The 15,764-nt window shown below is 45.4% G+C and carries 15 protein-coding genes and 1 other RNA gene; 13 read left to right on the top strand and 3 right to left on the bottom strand.

Annotated features, from left to right (window positions below):
• Positions 1-162: 162 nt before the first annotated feature.
• The 3 genes from LZG94_RS13065 to LZG94_RS13055 are packed head-to-tail and all read left to right on the top strand — an operon-like array spanning position 163 to position 2,783.
• Positions 163-1,077: a hypothetical protein gene (locus LZG94_RS13065; RefSeq protein ID WP_233792318.1), complete on the top strand. Its 915-nt coding sequence runs from the start codon at positions 163-165 to the stop codon at positions 1,075-1,077.
• Positions 1,078-1,716 (top strand): ATP-binding cassette domain-containing protein, encoded by a 639-nt coding sequence (locus LZG94_RS13060; protein WP_233792317.1) that lies wholly within the window; start codon positions 1,078-1,080, stop codon positions 1,714-1,716. It begins immediately after the preceding gene.
• On the top strand, positions 1,713-2,783 hold the full coding sequence (locus LZG94_RS13055) for a hypothetical protein (RefSeq protein WP_233792316.1): 1,071 nt from the start codon (positions 1,713-1,715) through the stop codon (positions 2,781-2,783). Before LZG94_RS13060 ends, LZG94_RS13055 begins: the two co-directional genes overlap by 4 nt.
• A gap of 1 nt (position 2,784) precedes the next feature.
• Here the strand turns inward: LZG94_RS13055 and LZG94_RS13050 are convergent, their stop codons facing one another.
• Entirely contained in the window at positions 2,785-3,498 is a 714-nt protein-coding gene (locus LZG94_RS13050) for an SDR family oxidoreductase (RefSeq protein WP_233792315.1), read from the bottom strand.
• A gap of 191 nt (positions 3,499-3,689) precedes the next feature.
• Here LZG94_RS13050 and fabG point away from each other — a divergent pair, with 191 nt between their 5' ends.
• The 10 genes from fabG to trmD all read left to right on the top strand — a co-directional run bounded on the left by fabG (position 3,690) and on the right by trmD (position 14,180).
• Positions 3,690-4,436, top strand: coding sequence for a 3-oxoacyl-[acyl-carrier-protein] reductase (fabG, locus tag LZG94_RS13045; RefSeq protein ID WP_215232406.1), 747 nt, complete (start codon positions 3,690-3,692; stop codon positions 4,434-4,436).
• A gap of 75 nt (positions 4,437-4,511) precedes the next feature.
• Positions 4,512-6,587: a VWA domain-containing protein gene (locus LZG94_RS13040; protein WP_233792314.1), complete on the top strand. Its 2,076-nt coding sequence runs from the start codon at positions 4,512-4,514 to the stop codon at positions 6,585-6,587.
• Positions 6,574-7,527, top strand: a complete 954-nt coding sequence (locus LZG94_RS13035; protein ID WP_233792313.1) for a DUF2279 domain-containing protein — start codon at positions 6,574-6,576, stop codon at positions 7,525-7,527. The genes LZG94_RS13040 and LZG94_RS13035 overlap by 14 nt, the downstream gene beginning before the upstream one ends.
• 35 nt (positions 7,528-7,562) lie before the next feature.
• A complete protein-coding gene (locus tag LZG94_RS13030) occupies positions 7,563-8,546 on the top strand; it encodes a DUF2027 domain-containing protein (RefSeq protein WP_233792312.1) in 984 nt (327 codons plus the stop codon).
• Between the two features lie 94 nt (positions 8,547-8,640).
• Positions 8,641-9,981, top strand: coding sequence for a DUF4403 family protein (locus LZG94_RS13025; RefSeq protein ID WP_233792311.1), 1,341 nt, complete (start codon positions 8,641-8,643; stop codon positions 9,979-9,981).
• A gap of 108 nt (positions 9,982-10,089) precedes the next feature.
• An RNA gene (gene rnpB, locus LZG94_RS13020) (RNase P RNA component class A) lies at positions 10,090-10,500 on the top strand.
• 153 nt (positions 10,501-10,653) lie between these two features.
• A complete protein-coding gene (locus LZG94_RS13015; protein WP_229254528.1) occupies positions 10,654-12,066 on the top strand; it encodes an OmpA family protein in 1,413 nt (470 codons plus the stop codon).
• Positions 11,999-12,865 (top strand): 30S ribosomal protein S16, encoded by an 867-nt coding sequence (locus tag LZG94_RS13010; protein ID WP_310589867.1) that lies wholly within the window; start codon positions 11,999-12,001, stop codon positions 12,863-12,865. The genes LZG94_RS13015 and LZG94_RS13010 overlap by 68 nt, the downstream gene beginning before the upstream one ends.
• Positions 12,866-12,952: 87 nt before the next feature.
• Positions 12,953-13,516 carry a ribosome maturation factor RimM gene (gene rimM, locus LZG94_RS13005; RefSeq protein WP_215232401.1) on the top strand — a complete coding sequence of 188 codons (564 nt, stop codon included), beginning with the start codon at positions 12,953-12,955 and terminating at the stop codon, positions 13,514-13,516.
• Positions 13,506-14,180 carry a tRNA (guanosine(37)-N1)-methyltransferase TrmD gene (trmD, locus tag LZG94_RS13000; RefSeq protein ID WP_233792309.1) on the top strand — a complete coding sequence of 225 codons (675 nt, stop codon included), beginning with the start codon at positions 13,506-13,508 and terminating at the stop codon, positions 14,178-14,180. Before rimM ends, trmD begins: the two co-directional genes overlap by 11 nt.
• A 30-nt stretch (positions 14,181-14,210) precedes the next feature.
• Here trmD and LZG94_RS12995 read toward each other — a convergent pair whose 3' ends face one another.
• Both LZG94_RS12995 and LZG94_RS12990 read right to left on the bottom strand, forming a co-directional pair.
• Positions 14,211-14,654 carry a GNAT family N-acetyltransferase gene (locus LZG94_RS12995; protein WP_215232399.1) on the bottom strand — a complete coding sequence of 148 codons (444 nt, stop codon included), beginning with the start codon at positions 14,652-14,654 and terminating at the stop codon, positions 14,211-14,213.
• Between the two features lie 51 nt (positions 14,655-14,705).
• Positions 14,706-15,737 carry an RluA family pseudouridine synthase gene (locus LZG94_RS12990; RefSeq protein ID WP_233792308.1) on the bottom strand — a complete coding sequence of 344 codons (1,032 nt, stop codon included), beginning with the start codon at positions 15,735-15,737 and terminating at the stop codon, positions 14,706-14,708.
• Positions 15,738-15,764: the final 27 nt, after the last annotated feature.

The following is a 15,764-nucleotide window of genomic DNA, read 5'->3' as shown; positions in this document are numbered from 1 at the left end:
ATCCCGACAAATGAAAATACGAAAATTTCGTCCCGATCTCATACCGCACAATTAATCGTGCGCCGGCAATTTTGTTTGTAAGTCGATTTCACTGAAATTCGAACTTTTCAGTTAGAATAGTAGCCATGTTCTATATTCAATAAAAAATAAGCATTGTTTCCTATGACTCCACAAAAAGCTATTGTCGACGTTGCGATCAATGCTTACGGCAAACCTTATCAGACTGCCATTACCCTGCTTACTTTGATGAAAACCTCCGGGCAGTGGATCAATAAGATCTATTTCGTTGAAGAGGCCAAACAACCGGAACCTTCTAATTTCCGGTTCATTTTCAATCATTTCGGCAACAAAATAATCTATTATAAACCCAGTTTCTGGCTGTGGACGAAAAATCTGAAGTTTGATTTTTTGCTCAAATTCAAATGGTTCCGGCGCGCGATCCGGTACCAGTATGCGTGGGAGAAATCCAAGCGAAAATACCTGCTGGTAATCCATAACGATGTTTATTTCAAAGAGGATCTTGTGAAAGAATATCTCGAAGGGATTGGCTCGGCTTCGGGTATCGGCAGGATCGGACAGTGCTGGGTCTGTCCGGCATTTGCTGCCGGCTTGTGCCACTCGGAGGTCTATACGCAATATAAACCCGGTTATGAGGAGCTGATGAAAATTTCGGCGGAATATCCACAGGCACGCACCTCGACGTATACGGAAGTAGTGGACCCGGCAGCGCCCTGGCCGCTTCCCGAATGCCGGTTGAACGAATATGTTGCGATGATTGATCTTGAAAAGACCAGAAAAGATACATTGCCCGTCGGAAAAGGCTCTGCATTTGGAAGTTACGACAGGCTTGATGTGGGTGTAAAATGGTTTGCGGATATGAATAACCTGGGCCATTCATTTGTGCATTTTGATTACGATCCTTACGCAACGCACAGTTGGATCAGTCTGAAAAACGCTGGTCACAATGCGCTTTTTGACAAAGATCTTTACAAATATGAAGAGTCGGTAGCCTTGCAGCAGCTGATCGATGAGTTCGGTTATGATCCCAAGACCAAGTCATTTCAACCCCAACTGTAAATGGTTCTGGAAATCCGCGAACTTCACCAGCGATACGGTGATCTGGAAATTCTTGCAATCCCACATTTTCATATTCATCACGGGATTTACTGGATCCAGGGCGAAAATGGCGCGGGTAAGTCGACGCTTTTCAGGACATTATCTGGTATGCTGCCTTTCACAGGCTCGGTAGTGATCGATAGGCAATTTGATCTGAAAAAACATCCGGTCGGTTACCGGTTGAAGTTGAATCTAGGTGAAGCGGAACCATTGTATCCTTCTTTTTTGACGCCGGAAGATCTGATCAGATTTGTCGCCGAAGCCAAGCGAGCACCCAAAGGACAGGCGGAAGAGCTGATTTCCCAATTAGGTATCAATTATTTGAAAAATACTTTTGGCAGCTGTTCCAGTGGAATGGTCAAGAAGGTTTCGCTGGCGGTCGCTTTTCTGGGAAATCCAAAGATCATTATCCTCGACGAGCCGCTGATTACGATTGACAAACACGCGCGGGCAGCATTGTTCGGTATAATCAGGACTTATCATGCTGCCGGAGTAACATTTTTGCTTTCGTCGCACCAGCCTTTTCAGCAGGAGGGTCTGGAAATCACGCAAAGCTTTGCATTGCGCGATAAGACACTGGTTCCGCTTTTTCTTTCATGAAAATGCTCCTGAGTTCCACGGTCTACGAATTTTTCAGCCGGCGGGCCGGCATGTTCCTGGTTTTGCTGGGTATCCTGTTCGGTTTCCTGGGAGGCGCCGAGCACCGCGCATTCGCCCTGTTTTTTCTGACCGGCTCTTATGGAATGTTGTATTTGCTGTGCATCTGGCTGGTTTATACATTATTGTGCGCGCAATTTTTGTCTCAGCTCTGGAAACTGCCTGAATACACATTCATCTATGAAGCGCGCCTCTGGCCTGCATTGATGCGGGTTAAAAGACTCTCCTTTTTGGGTTTCGCTTTTTTGCAGCCCATTCTGTATTATGGTATTTATCTGACTTTCATCGCGATATCTGAGAAAGTTACCCGTAATATTTGGCCCATATTCATTTACTACCTGTTGCTGACTGTTTTGCTCTTGTGCGTCGCGGAATGGCAGCTGCGAAATCCGGTCAATTATGTGATGAAATCAGGGGTAGGGGGTGTTAAGTGGCCTTTTCCCAGACCCGCTTCCTGGCTCTACTGGTCGTTTGAATGGCTGTTCCGGGAGCGGGGTATTACCTTACTGGTAGGAAAACTGGGGCCGGTATTGGTGGCTACGGGCACGATGCTGTACTATTCAACTGACATTTACGATCTCCGGCTGCCGGGTATCGGATTGTCGCTGGCTTATCTTTTAAACTTCGGGATCTCGCTGGAATTTTATAAATGGGAAAGTGAAGTGTGCCTTTGGGGGCGCTGCATGCCGGTTTCGTCCTTGCGGAGGTTTATGCGCATCGTCGCGTTTCATGCCATTATCATTTTGCCGGAAACACTTGTAGCAATCCGGAATGCGGCTTTAAGTGTAAGTGAAATGATCCAGCTGTACTTACTGGGACTGACGATTTTAACAATAATACATCTGTTTTTTTACAAAAAAGAAGGTCTGCCCGAAGATCCGCTGAAAGTATTTCTCTTTGGATTCGTCGGGCTGACCTTATTGATTTTGTATAAAATTCCGCTGCTGCTTTTAATCGCTGGCGGAATGCTGTTCTCGGTTTGGATTTATCCGAAATGGTATAAAATCTGACCTACTTCGAAGGCATCGACGGCCTCACCTCAATTTTGCTCGGCAATGTTCTTGCAGGCAATTTGATCAGATCGGAAATGATTTGTCCGATATCCTCAGGCTGGATCTTCCAAGCATCTTTTTCAGAGGGCTGGTGATTATTAAACTCACTCGCCACCGAGCCCGGCATAATGGTAGTAACTCTGATCCCCGCTTTTCTGACGTCCAGCATCATTGCCTGAGAGAAACCTACCAATCCAAATTTGCTTGCGTTATAGGCTGTTCCATTCTCAAAAAAGTTGGTACCCGCCAAACTCGCGATTGAAATAAAATAGCCTTTTGTGCTCGTTAATGCGGCTAGTGAAGCTTTTGCACTGAAAAACACACCGGTCAGGTTGATATCAATCGTTTCCTGCCACTGCTCTGGGGTAAGTTCTTCAATTGGCGCAAAGTGCCCTACACCGGCATTGGCGATGAAGTAGTCGAGCTGGCCCCATTGGTCCAGCACAGTTTGTACCGCTTTTTGCTGCGATTCATAGCTTCTTACATCCGATTCTATCCCGATCGCGAAACCTTCGCTGATCTTGTTCAGCTCGGCGGCAGCCTGGTCTGCGTTTTCTTTTGAGCGGCTGGTTATGGCCACCCTGATTCCTTCTTTAATAAGTACCTGAGCGATCCCGAAGCCTATTCCTTTTGAGCCGCCGGTGATCAGTGCAGTTTTTGATGATTCTGACATGGTTGAAGTTTTTAATAATTAATTACTGTGAAAAGACAACAGCTATCCATTTCAGAAGGTTTGAAAATAGTCGTTCCCGGCCGGTCCAATGCCTGGCTTTCTCAGTAAAATAGCTGCGGTTTTCACTTAGTAATATCTAAAACCCTATTTTTGCCAACCATTATTCTTTTTGACAGATTTATAAATCATCTATGAAAATAGTAGAAAACAAGGTTGCATTAGTGACCGGAGCTTCCCGAGGAATTGGTCGTGCCATTGCTTTGAGACTGGCTCAGGAGGGAGCTGATGTTGCATTTACTTACCTATCCAGTGTTGAAAAAGGCGAAGCGCTGACCAAAGAGCTCGAAGCTTTTGGTGTAAAAGCAAAGGGTTACCGTTCCGATGCGTCTGATTTTCAGGCTGCTGACCAGCTTGTAACCGATGTAGTCGCCGATTTCGGAAAGCTCGATGTCCTGATTAATAATGCCGGGGTTACCAAAGACGGATTGTTGATGCGCATGAGCGAGGAGCAGTGGGATACGGTAATCAGAATCAACCTTAAATCTGTCTTCAATCTAACTAAGGCGGCTACCAAAAGTATGATCCGTGCAAAAAGCGGGTCAATTATCAATATCACTTCCGTAGTTGGGATCAGTGGAAATGCGGGTCAATCCAACTATGCGGCTTCCAAGGCAGGTATTATCGGTTTTACCAAATCTATCGCGCTTGAACTGGGCTCACGGAATATCAGGTCCAATGCAGTAGCTCCCGGGTTTATTGAAACTGAAATGACCGGCGCGGTGGAGTCGAAAGCAGTGGAAGAATGGAAGCAATCGATCCCTATGAAGCGGGGCGGGCAGCCCGAGGAAGTGGCTGACGCCTGCGTATTTCTGGCCTCAGATCTGTCCAGGTACATTACCGGCCAGGTGATTCAGGTTGATGGTGGTATGTTAACATAGTGTCTTTTTGCGTTAGTAGAATAGCTGGCTGTTTCATTGTATATTGTAACATTGCCAGCTATTGACTCCGAGCACATGCGGTCCGAACTGATCTTTCAAACTCCTTACTGGTTTCTCATTTTCTGCGTTGCAGCGGGGCTTTTGTACGCTTTTCTGTTGTATCAGCCGACTGCTTCCTGGGGTAAAAAGTGGAATTATATTCTGGCTGCATTTCGCGGAATTACCGTTGCTATCATATGCTTTTTGCTGCTCAGTCCGCTTGTTCGCAAAACGGAGACTTCGGTGGATAAAGCGAAGATCGTTTTCGCTATTGACGATTCGGAGTCGGTTGGGAAATTTGGTAAGTCGGTAATGAAGGAGGTAGCAAATGCTACTGAGCAACTGAATGCATCCGGTTTTGAGGTTAGTATTGAAACATTAGGCGGCGCGTCCAGGAAAATTCAGCCGGATTCTATCCTATTTAACAAAAACAAAACAGACCTGACCGGCATGCTCCAAAACATCCGGAGCAACTTTGAGGGCCGGAATCTCACGGACGTGATCCTGGTTTCCGACGGTATTGTCAACCAGGGCGTTTCGCCGGCTTATAATAATTTTCCATTCAAGGTAAGCCCGCTGGCAGTGGGCGACACGGTGCCTGATCTGGATATTCGCATTAAAGATGTGGTCAATAACAGGATCGCGTACCTCGGGAACGAATTCCCGATCCGGGCTGAAATTGCTGCGAACGGGCTTGCGGGTAAGGCCACTACGGTGACGCTCAAACAAAACGGGCGGGTACTGGAAACCCAGACTGTGGCGATCGACCGGGCAGATTTTTTCAAAGCGATTGACTTCAAAGCTACCTCTAATCAAAAAGGAGTACAGCATTTTACCCTCGAAATAGGGCAGGTATCCGGCGAAACGTCGAAGCGAAATAACCGCCGGGATGTGTACATTGATATTATTGACGGAAAACAGAAAATACTGCTCATGGCGCTGGCACCGCACCCGGATATTAAAAGTCTGAGAAGTGTGATCGAGGCGAATGAGAATTATGAGGTGGATGTGAATATCCTTTCTATTTCGTCGAATCCTCCCGCAGCAACGAAACCTTATGATCTGGTTATTTTGCATCAAATTCCAAACGTACTTGGGCTGGGTAATGCTCAGATCAAAAAGTTTATCGACGCTAAAACACCCTTGTTCTTTATTCTGGGCAACCAATCCGCGGTGCCGCTGGCGAATTCGCTCAATCGTTCACTGATCATCAATACTTCAAACAATCAGCTGGATAAAGTTACCGCACGATTTAATCCTGCATTCCAGCAACTTAATTTTGATCCCGAAAGTCTGAAATTACTCGAAAGGCTGCCACCACTTTCTGTTCCGTTTGGGGAATATAACTTGTCTTCAGGCACAGAAACCATTCTTTTTCAAAAGGTAGGCACGCTGAATACCAGTAAGCCTTTGCTTGTTTTAAATACCAGCAGCGACCATAAAATCGCTGTATTGGCGGGAGAGGGATTGTGGCAGTGGCGGCAGGAGGAATTTGCGCAAACGAACAAGCAAGAGGTGGTAGATAACCTTTTTCAGAAACTGATCCAGGTACTTTCACTACGGGAAGACAAACGCAAGTTCCGCGTTTACCCGACTAATAATGAATTTGAAGCGGGAGAGCAGGTTTCGTTTCAGACTGAAATCTACAACGACATTTACGAACCGATTTACGGACAGGAAGTGAAGCTCGATATTACGGATGAAAAGGGTAAAACCAGACAATTTACCTACACGCATTCCAATGAATCGCCCAGGTTTAGTATCACGGGTTTGCAGGAAGGTGTGTACCGATATGTGGCTTCTACGTCGCTCCGGGCGGGTCAGGAAAAGTCTGCGGGACAGTTTGTTGTTAAAAACGTGGATCTGGAATTGAATAATACAACTGCTGATTTTGGAATGTTGCGCGAGCTGGCCGACCGCTCGGGTGGCGAAATGATAACGCCCGCATCACTGGCTTCTTATGTTGAAAAATTGAAAAGCGACCGCCCCGCTGATCGTCTGGACAGTTCAGAAGAAATGGTGGAGCTGATCTATATGAAATGGCTGTTTTTCTTGCTGGTACTGCTGCTAGGCGCTGAATGGGGATTAAGAAAGTACCATGGCGGATATTAGAAGCTCATTTTCAGGAAAGTCAAAAACATTAGCAACTGTATTCCTCGTCGTTTTCACCTGCTTTTTTCAACCGCTGTATGCGCAGGATGCAGATTCGGTTTCAATTAGTATTTACGCTGATTCGGCAGAAATCAAACCCCCGAACTACGCAATGTTACGCGGGATTTTCGCTGCCCAGTCTGCATTGTACCTGGGTACGATCTACGGATTAAGTAAATCCTGGTACAAGCATCCATTAACAAACTTCACAATCCAGGACGATTCCCGCGAGTGGCTTCAAATGGACAAAATGGGGCACGTTTACACATCATTCCAGATCGCACGACACACGGCCGCGCTCTATAAGAAAACCGGAATATCCAAGAAGCAAATGCTCATCTACGGCGCAGTTTCGGGGATTATTTTTCAAACTCCTATTGAAATCTTAGATGGATTTTCCCCGGATTATGGGTTTTCACCGGGTGATATGATCGGAAATATTGCCGGGTCGGCATTGTACCTTGGGCAGGTTGCATTGTGGGATGAAGTTCGCATTCATCCAAAGTTTTCATTTCACGCAACTTCGCTTGCCAAGGTGCGGCCTGAGTTGCTTGGGAAAAGCTGGTCGGAGCGGTGGCTGAAAGATTATAATGGACAAACGTATTGGTTATCTGCGAGTCCGAAATCGTTTTTTCCGGGTAGCAGCTGGCCAGAGTGGCTTTGCTTTTCAGTAGGTTATGGGATTCATAATATGGTTTCAGCGGAAGTGGGCCAGAGTAAGAAAATGGGCTACCGGCCTTACCGGCAATATTATTTGTCAGTGGATATTGACCTGACCAAGATCAAAACAAAGAATAAATTTGTTCGTACTATCGGCTTCCTGGCCAATTCTTTGAAGATACCTGCTCCGGCACTGCAATTCAGCAGAAATGGTGTGGGACTCAAACCTTTCTATTTTTGACAGCCTGGAAGAACTGGCTTATAAATCATTTAAATATGAATATTGGAGATAAAGTAAGATTGTTACATGGGCGGGAGGAAGGCATTATCTATGCTTTTTTGCCTGGAAATGTGGTTGAAATTGAAATTGAAGATGGTTTCAGGATTCCTGTGCTGCGCAATGAGGTAGTTACTATTTCGCCCGTCGAGTCGCAACGGATGCAAAAGGGACCGGATACCGGGAAAGTGACAGCGAAGTCGGACGTGATCGTTCCGCGCAATGCACCTTTTGCCGAAAAGGGTATTTATCTCGCCTTTGTATCAATTAATGATAAATCGCTGACGGTACATATTATTAACAATACAGACTGGATCCTGCCTTTCACCGCTTCGTCCATTCAAAATCAGGTGCAAACCGGGCTGGGCGCGGGTACATTGCAGCCGCGACAGTCGCAAAAACTCGCGGAGGTTTTGATGAAAGATTTTGAAGAGTGGCCTGTTTTTGAACTGAATGTTTTGTATTTCAGGGAAGGAAAGCATTTGTTGCCTCAATCTTTAACCAAAAAAATAAAGTGCCGCGCCCAATCTTTTTATAAAAGCAAGAGAAAAGCGCCTGTACTGGAAAAGGAAGCATTTATTTATCAGCTCGACGAAGAAAATCTGAAAAAAGAACCGGTACTGCCCGACACTGAACTTTCGGTTGCATTGAAAGAGAGTATGCTGAGAGGAGCAGGGGCAGAGCCGGTAAAACTGGAAAAGCCGAATGAGGTGGTTGATCTGCATATTGAAAAGCTGGTGATCGATACCGCCGGGATTTCTAATGAAAATATTGTAAAAACCCAGCTTAGCGCATTTGAAGCAAATCTTGAAAATGCGATTGCAAACGGAATGGAGGAAATTACATTCATTCACGGAGCGGGCAGCGGGGCGCTAAAAAATGAATTGCACCGGCGGTTGAGCAAGAACAAGCATGTGGCTTATTTTAAAGATGCGTTAAAAGACAAATTCGGATACGGTGCGACCCTCGTCAAAATCAAGTAACCTGCTGGCCAGGATATTATATGTTTTTTGTTTGGCAGCCATTGTCTGTAGCCAGTGGCAGTGCCGGCCTAAAAGTACCTCCCCTCAAGCACCTATGGAAGAATATATGTATTCCGATAAGGCAATTCAGAATGAGAAGCATTTGTCGGTGATGAATGTGCCGATCGAATTATCGGTGAAGGAAATTGAGAATCAGATCAATGCGAAAATCAAGGGGCTGATTTATGAGGACAACAGTTATGAAGACGAGGATAATGATAACCTCAAAGCGAAGGTTTGGAAGATCAGCCCGATCCGTGTAGTGGCGATTGATTCTTCTTTTCTTTTTGAAGTCCCGTTAAAAATCTGGGTTAGTGCGGGCTACAAAATCAGTCCGCTGGGTATCACGATGTCAGGTTATAAAGACACTGAATTTTCAATCCGTATTCGCCTGATTTCCAAGATCGGTATTTCTCCAAATTGGCAGGTTAAATCGGAAACTTACGTAGATAGTTATGATTGGATCTCCGACCCGAGCGTGAAGGTTGCCGGCCTCAATATTCCTATTAAAAGTATGGCGAGCCGGATGCTAAATAAAAACTTTGACAAGATCACAGAGGCGATTGACCAGGAAGTAGCCAATAATCTTGAACTGAAAAAGAATGCCGAACTGGCCTGGAACATTGTGCGACAGCCGGTTATGCTTGCCGAAGAATATGATACCTGGCTCGTAGTAGTTCCAACCAGCGTGGTAATGACGCCGCTACTGGCAAAAAACGGTGTGATTCGGGCGGTACTTGGTATCAAAGGATATACCCAAACAATCACCTCGGCCACCAAACCAACCGTAACTGCGGTTCAAAAACTGCCTGACTTACAGATAACCCCAAAAGTAACGGACGATTTTAAGGTAGGGTTAATTAGTCTGGTTTCCTATGAGGATGCGGGCCGGCTCGCTACTGCGAAAATGGCCGGGGAAACTTTTTCATTTCTAGGTGGACAATACAAAGTCAATGTTACTTCTGTTGAATTGTATGGTCAGAATGACAAGCTGGTGATCAAAGCGGGGCTTGCCGGGAGCATTTCGGGTTATATTTATCTAAAAGGCATACCTTATTATGATCCTTTGACTCAGCAGTTGTCTTTAAAAGGTCTTGATTATGACCTCGAAACGAGAAATACGATTGTACGTACGGCGGGCTGGTTATTGCAGGGGCAGTTCAGCAGGATGATGGAGAAGAAAATGACTTTTCCGGTAGGCGACCAAATTACCGAAGCGAAAAAGACAATTCAGAAAGCGCTTGGTAACTACAAGGTTACAGACGGAGTCACACTGAAAGGAACGCTTTCGGACATTCAGCCGGACAAAGTTTATCTTACTCCAAAACATTTATATTCAGTCGTTTTTGCACACGGAAAAGTGAATTTGAAGGTCGACGGAATGAAGGGAATCTGACAGAAAACCAATGGAATAATGCGTATCTGTACCATAAATTTTTACTTTTTATAGTATATTGACTGCTAATCAAAAGAAAGTATTTGTTAGCTTTGTGGTCAGAGGAAAGGAGTGAGCTGTCCTACCGCTGCGGTATTTTTATCGAAGAGGAAAGTCCGGGCAGCACAGAGTACCGTACTTCCTAACGGGAAGGCAACAGATTGGAAACGGCCTGTTGACAGCCAGTGCCACAGAAATGATACCGCCTTGGCATGTTTTTTATATACCGAGGTAAGGGTGAAACGGTGGAGTAAGAGCCCACCGCCCGGCTGGTGACAGACGGGGCAGGGTAAACCTTACGGGCTGAAAGATCAAATAGGTGTTAGTTAGTGAGGCTACTCGCTTCCGTTTTTCGAAACGCTGACACGGGTAGATCGTTAGAGATTCAGGGTGACCTGAATTCTGGATAAATGGTAGGAGTCTTTTGGGTTGTCAAACGCTTAAAAGGAACAGAATCCGGCTTATAGGCTTACCCTTTTTTCTTGTTTTTGAGTTTATTTTACAGTGCAATATTGAATCACATAACGCGTGTTTCCCATGAAGAAAAAGAATCTTTACTTTGTTTTCCTTTGTTTGTCCCTGCTGAGTTTGGATACGTTCGCTCAAAATCGAACGTACGATGGACCCAATAAAATGAATACCTGGTCCATTACCGGATACGGAGGGATTACCAAATTCTTCGGAGATTTATCGCAATACAGTGGCTTCAAGCGCGGGGATAGAGAAGAACTCACCGGTGGCTGGGGCCTTTCGATTAATAAGCAATTATCGCCGATCTTCGGTGTGCAGATTGTCGGATATAACGGACGTTTGCAGGGAGCTAAGGACAATCACCTGAGCTCTATCACAAATCATACTTACAGCGCAACATTCAACAGCCCGTCATTTGTTCAGGTAACACTTGATGGTACAATGAATGTAAGTCGTCTTCTGTTAGGTTATAACAAGCTGAGAAGATGGAAGTTTGACGCTCACTTGGGTGCAGGTATCATCTACTATCACACCGATGTAGATTACACGAACATCACAACCGGCGTTTCAAGCAGTTTCTCAACCAACACAGAAAACAGCTCTAAAACAGCAGGTAAATGGGAGCGTAATGGTTCTGTCTACACTCGTGAATGGGTTGTTCCAGCTGGTTTTACTTTGCATTATGAGCTGACTCCTAGATTTGATCTTGGTCTTGATTATACCCACAATTTCGTTAATACAGAAAAACTTGATGCTACTGTTGGTGGCCTGAGTGATTACGTGAAACAAGATGGTATCTGGACGTTTGCAAAAGGAGATTCAAGAAACGATGCTTACGGAATGCTTTCTCTTGCATTAACTTATAAACTGGGTAAAAATGCAGTAAGAGCAAAAGGCGGTAAATATGATGCAGCCAGCGGACGTTACCACCTACGTTGGGCTAATCCTCAGCAATTGATCCCTGTTCCATACAATCCAACTATGGAAGATGCAGATTCAATTGCAAAAGCGAATATGCCTAAGCCGGTTGATCCACGTCTTTACACAGATACTGATGGTGACGGTGTAGCAGATTTGTTTGATAAAGAACCTAATACTCCTGCTGGTAGCATTGTTTCAGGTGGTGGTGTTGCATTGGATATCGATAAGATCATCAGAGACGCTATCAAAAACAACCTGCCGAAAGACGAGTGCGAAGCATTGTTCAGTAACATCGAATTTGACACTGACAAAGCAATCATCCGCAATCCTTCGAAAGAAACATTGAGCAAAGTAGTTGAGCTCTTGAACATGCGTACCAATTGCCGTATCGTACTTGTAGGTCATACAGATGCACGTGCTTCTGATAGCTATAACGTGTCACTTTCACGTCGCAGGGTTGATGCAGCGAAAAGATTCCTGGTTCGTGCAGGTCTGACAGATCCAAGCCGTATCATCGCTGAATACTACGGTGAATATCGCCCGATCGCAGAGAATACAACAGTGGAAGGCTTGCAGTCTAACCGTCGTGTTGAAATCAAAATATTGCCAAACAACTCGATCCGCTCTACATATCCTGCTGGTTTCCGCAGGTAGTCCGGAAGGAAAAAATACAAAGGGAAGACAGCAATGTCTTCCCTTTTTTTATGCCTCTATATTAAAAACGGAGATAATTTCTTACATTTGCACCCTGTTTAATCAAGGGACGAGTTCCCGCTATAACAAATTCAAAATGGCAGTTAAAATTAGGTTAGCGCGTCGTGGACGCAAAAAGAAAGCGATCTACGATATCGTAGTAGCAGATGCCAGAGCACCACGTGATGGTCGCTTCATCGAAAAATTGGGTATCTACAACCCAGGTACAAATCCTGCTTCCATCGTTTTGGAATCAGGCAAGGCGGTTGACTGGCTTTTGAAAGGAGCTCAGCCAACTGACACAGCACGTTCAATTTTGCAACACGAAGGTGTTTTGTTACGTAAGCACTTGCAAGTTGGTGTGTTGAAAGGTGCAATCACACAGGAAGTTGCAGATACACGTTTCGAAGAGTGGAAGGGCTCAAAAACAGATCGCAAAGCTACTGCGGCTGATACGATGTCTCAAAAACAAAATGCTGAAAAGCAGGCGAAACTTGATGCAGAACGTAAAGTGAGCCAAACTCGTGCAGAAGCGATCGCTAAGAAAAATGCGCCTCCTGTTGAGCCGGTTAGTGAAGTTGAAGAGGTTGAAGAAGTACAGGACGAAGTTGCAGGAGAAGTTTCTGACGCAACTGAAACTGCACCGGAAGTTGAAACTGCAACGGAAGCTGAAACAGCACCCGAAGCTGAAACAGCACCCGAAGCTGCAACCGAAACCGAAGCACCTGCTGCTACAACTCCGGAAAAATCTGCGGAATAATTATTGCTTCAATGCTTTTGATGGGTCTGTCGGTAATTCCGTGCAGACTCATACTTTTTTATATTCATCCTTATTTCTTTATTATCCATGACACAGGATAATTGTTTTTTACTGGGATATATCGTCAGGACCCACGGCACGGCGGGTAACGTAGTCATTTTTCTGGATGTGGATTATCCCGATGATTATGATGGACTGGAATCTGTTTATGTCGAAATAAAAGGAGAGCTGGTTCCATACTTTATCCAGGATATCAACCTTCAGAAGCAAAGCAATGCTATTGTTTCTTTTGAAGATGTCGATACAATGGCGAAGGCTCAGGCTTTGGTAGGAAGTTCGCTCTATCTGCCGCTGGAAAACCTGGAACCACTTGGTGAGGAAGATTTCTATTACCACGAGATCAAAGGGTATACAGTCGTGGATCAGACTATCGGTGAACTTGGCATTATCCGCGAAGTATATTCGCTGAACGGACAAGACTTGATCGCGATGGATTATCAAGGTACTGAAATACTGATTCCGACCGCGGTGGAGATCGTTTTAAAGGCGGACAAACTGAACAAGCAATTGCTGGTTAACCTGCCCGAAGGCTTGCTGGATGTATATCTGGACAAGGATTCAGCAGCTAATACACCTGACGATGCGGATTGATATATTAACTTGTGTCCCCAACCTGCTTGAAAGCTTTTTTGCGCATTCTATCCTAAAAAGAGCGCAACAAGGTGGTTTTGTGGAAGTGAATGTGCACGATATTCGAGATTATTCTACGAACAAACATCGTACGATCGACGACTACGCATTCGGTGGCGGAGCTGGAATGGTGATGCAGATCGAGCCCATCGCGCGATGCATTCAGGCGCTGCAAGCGGACAGAAACTATGACGAGATCATCTATCTGACTCCGGACGGGGAACTCTTGCAGCAACGTGCGGTAAACCAGCTTTCATTAAAAGGTAATCTGATCCTGCTTTGCGGACATTACAAAGGTGTAGACCAGCGGGTGAGGGATCTTTTTGTTACGAAAGAAATTAGTATCGGGGATTATGTGCTTTCTGGCGGTGAATTAGCCGCGGCTGTGCTCGCTGACGCGATTATCAGACTATTACCAGGCGTGTTGAATGATGAAACTTCTGCGCTAACAGATTCTTTTCAGGATAATTTACTCGCACCGCCTGTTTACACCCGGCCCGCAGATTACGAGGGCAGCAAAGTGCCTGACATTCTCATGTCAGGACATGAAGCCAAAATTGAAGAATGGCGTTACGAGCAGGCTGTCAAGAGAACCAGAGAGCGGCGGCCCGATTTGCTTAAATAGGATTTTTCTTCAAATGAAAAGCGTAGCCTGTCAGAAATCCAGACTGCAATTGATCCATTCATTGTCGAAGTTGGTACCATACTTGCGGTAGAAGCCTACTGCCGAGGTATTCCAATCCAGAACCTGCCAAAGCATTCCGGTGCAACCTGTTTCTTTGGCAGCACTCACAGTAGCGTCGAACAAAATCTTACCGATTCCGTTTCCGCGCATTGACTCTGTTACAATGATATCCTCCATATACAACCGCTTGCCTTTCCAGGTGGAATAGCGGAAATAGTACAGAGATAAGCCAATGATTTTGGAATCGGATTCGGCTACAAAAAAATCATACAATTTTTCGTGATAGTCCCGGGTCATTTTTTCCACGTTGTTAGAGACCTGGTTGAGTGCCCTTTCGTAGACTGCTAATTCTTTTACCAATTCAAAAATTGCTGGAATATCATCTTCCCTTCCGTGCCTGGTTGATACCGTCATATTATATCGCTTTTTATTAAAAACAACTTCGAATCAATAATTTACCTGTTTCTAGGTGTAGTTTAAATAGTTTTCCCATTTTTCGACAATTGCCTGAAAATTCTCGGGCAGCTCAGAGTCGAACTGCACCCACTGTCTGGAAGTTGGGTGAATAAAGCCGAGCGACTTAGCGTGCAATGCCTGGCCGGGCAGCAGCTCAAAGCAACTTTCGACCATATTCTTATAATTTCCACTGGATACACTCCGCAGAATTTTATTTCCCCCATAAGTCGGATCATTGAAAATAGGGTGGCCAAGATGCTGCATATGAACCCGAATCTGGTGCGTCCGCCCCGTTTCCAGGTTACATTTGATCAACGACACATAACGCAGGCTTTTTATAACCTGATAATGGGTTACAGCGTGCTTTCCATGGGTGCCCTCAGGCAATACGTCCATCACGCGCCTGTCGCGGGCGCTGCGGCCAATGAAGCTGGCGATAGTACCTTCCGGCTCCTTGGGCTCGCCCCAGATCAGCGCGTAGTAAGTTCGCTCGATAGTATGATCCGAGAATTGCTTCGCCAGAAACGACATAGCAAATTCCGTTTTCGCAATCACCAGCAACCCAGACGTATCCTTATCGATCCTGTGAACCAGCCCCGGCCTTCCTTCGCCGTTACGGCCGGTAGGCAGTTGTTGAAAATGGTAGACCAACCCGTTGATCAATGTCCCTGTCCAGTTGCCAAAGGCTGGATGCACGACCATTCCGGTTGGCTTATTTACAATCAGCAGTACGTCGTCTTCGTAAATGATATTCAATGGAAGATTTTCAGGTAGAATCTCCGTGTCGCGCGGCGGCTGAGGTAGCGCGAGCGTAACTATATCCAGTGGCTTGACTTTGTAACTCGCTTTGGTAGGAAGTCCGTTTACCCTGACAGCTTCCGCTTCGATCCCATTTTGTATTTTTGTCCTGGATGCATTTGCGACATGAAGGCTCAGATATTTGTCAAGCCTGATCAAACCCTGACCTTTGTCGGCTACAATCCGGTAATGTTCAAAAAGGTCATCTTCGTCTGACGTAGTTTCAATAAGGTCTTCGGACATTTGCATTCGATTGGAAAGCAACAAAAT

Origin of the sequence: Dyadobacter sp. CY343, assembly GCF_021390335.1 — a bacterium.
Taxonomy (GTDB): domain Bacteria; phylum Bacteroidota; class Bacteroidia; order Cytophagales; family Spirosomataceae; genus Dyadobacter.
Note: the sequence above shows the minus strand (reverse complement) of the source record. Positions and strands in the feature narration are given on the sequence as shown.

Bases quoted from the DNA above. Each gene is read 5' to 3' on its own strand.
- LZG94_RS13015 (WP_229254528.1), top strand. From the start codon at position 10,654: ATGAATACCTGGTCCATTACCGGATACGGAGGGATTACCAAATTCTTC.
- LZG94_RS13060 (WP_233792317.1), top strand. From the start codon at position 1,078: ATGGTTCTGGAAATCCGCGAACTTCACCAGCGATACGGTGATCTGGAA.
- LZG94_RS13035 (WP_233792313.1), top strand. From the start codon at position 6,574: ATGGCGGATATTAGAAGCTCATTTTCAGGAAAGTCAAAAACATTAGCA.
- LZG94_RS13025 (WP_233792311.1), top strand. From the start codon at position 8,641: ATGGAAGAATATATGTATTCCGATAAGGCAATTCAGAATGAGAAGCAT.
- LZG94_RS13065 (WP_233792318.1), top strand. From the start codon at position 163: ATGACTCCACAAAAAGCTATTGTCGACGTTGCGATCAATGCTTACGGC.
- LZG94_RS13030 (WP_233792312.1), top strand. From the start codon at position 7,563: ATGAATATTGGAGATAAAGTAAGATTGTTACATGGGCGGGAGGAAGGC.
- fabG (WP_215232406.1), top strand. From the start codon at position 3,690: ATGAAAATAGTAGAAAACAAGGTTGCATTAGTGACCGGAGCTTCCCGA.
- LZG94_RS13040 (WP_233792314.1), top strand. From the start codon at position 4,512: ATGCGGTCCGAACTGATCTTTCAAACTCCTTACTGGTTTCTCATTTTC.
- LZG94_RS12990 (WP_233792308.1), bottom strand. From the start codon at position 15,737: ATGTCCGAAGACCTTATTGAAACTACGTCAGACGAAGATGACCTTTTT.
- trmD (WP_233792309.1), top strand. From the start codon at position 13,506: ATGCGGATTGATATATTAACTTGTGTCCCCAACCTGCTTGAAAGCTTT.
- LZG94_RS12995 (WP_215232399.1), bottom strand. From the start codon at position 14,654: ATGACGGTATCAACCAGGCACGGAAGGGAAGATGATATTCCAGCAATT.
- rimM (WP_215232401.1), top strand. From the start codon at position 12,953: ATGACACAGGATAATTGTTTTTTACTGGGATATATCGTCAGGACCCAC.
- LZG94_RS13050 (WP_233792315.1), bottom strand. From the start codon at position 3,498: ATGTCAGAATCATCAAAAACTGCACTGATCACCGGCGGCTCAAAAGGA.
- LZG94_RS13055 (WP_233792316.1), top strand. From the start codon at position 1,713: ATGAAAATGCTCCTGAGTTCCACGGTCTACGAATTTTTCAGCCGGCGG.